Source organism: Neisseria sp. P0006.S004 (assembly GCF_051963015.1).
Lineage (GTDB): Bacteria > Pseudomonadota > Gammaproteobacteria > Burkholderiales > Neisseriaceae > Neisseria.
On record NZ_JBQCUS010000035.1, the window covers coordinates 1 to 295 of the forward strand.

At 52.5% G+C, this 295-nt stretch carries 1 pseudogene; it reads left to right on the forward strand.

What is annotated here, in order from left to right:
* Positions 1 to 2: 2 nt before the first annotated feature.
* A pseudogene (locus ACTHR2_RS10575) lies at positions 3 to 295 on the forward strand (ATP-binding cassette domain-containing protein); the annotation flags it as partial.

Consider the following 295-nt stretch of genomic DNA (forward strand, 5'->3'; position numbering starts at 1 on the left):
CCATGCAGTTCGGCGCAAAGCATCTGTTTTAAAACGTATCCGTCAAATTCGGCGAAGGCAACCGTTACGTCTTGATCGGCGCCAACTGCTCAGGCAAATCCACCTTCATGAAAATCCTTGGCGGCGATTTGGAACAGACTGCCGGCGAAGTAGCGATTGAAAACGTCGTGCGTTTGGGTAAATTGCGCCAAGACCAATGTGCCTACGAAGACATGCGCGTGCTGGACGTGGTTATGATGGGGCACACCGAAATGTGGGCGGAGATGACCGAGCGTGATGCAATTTACGCCAATCC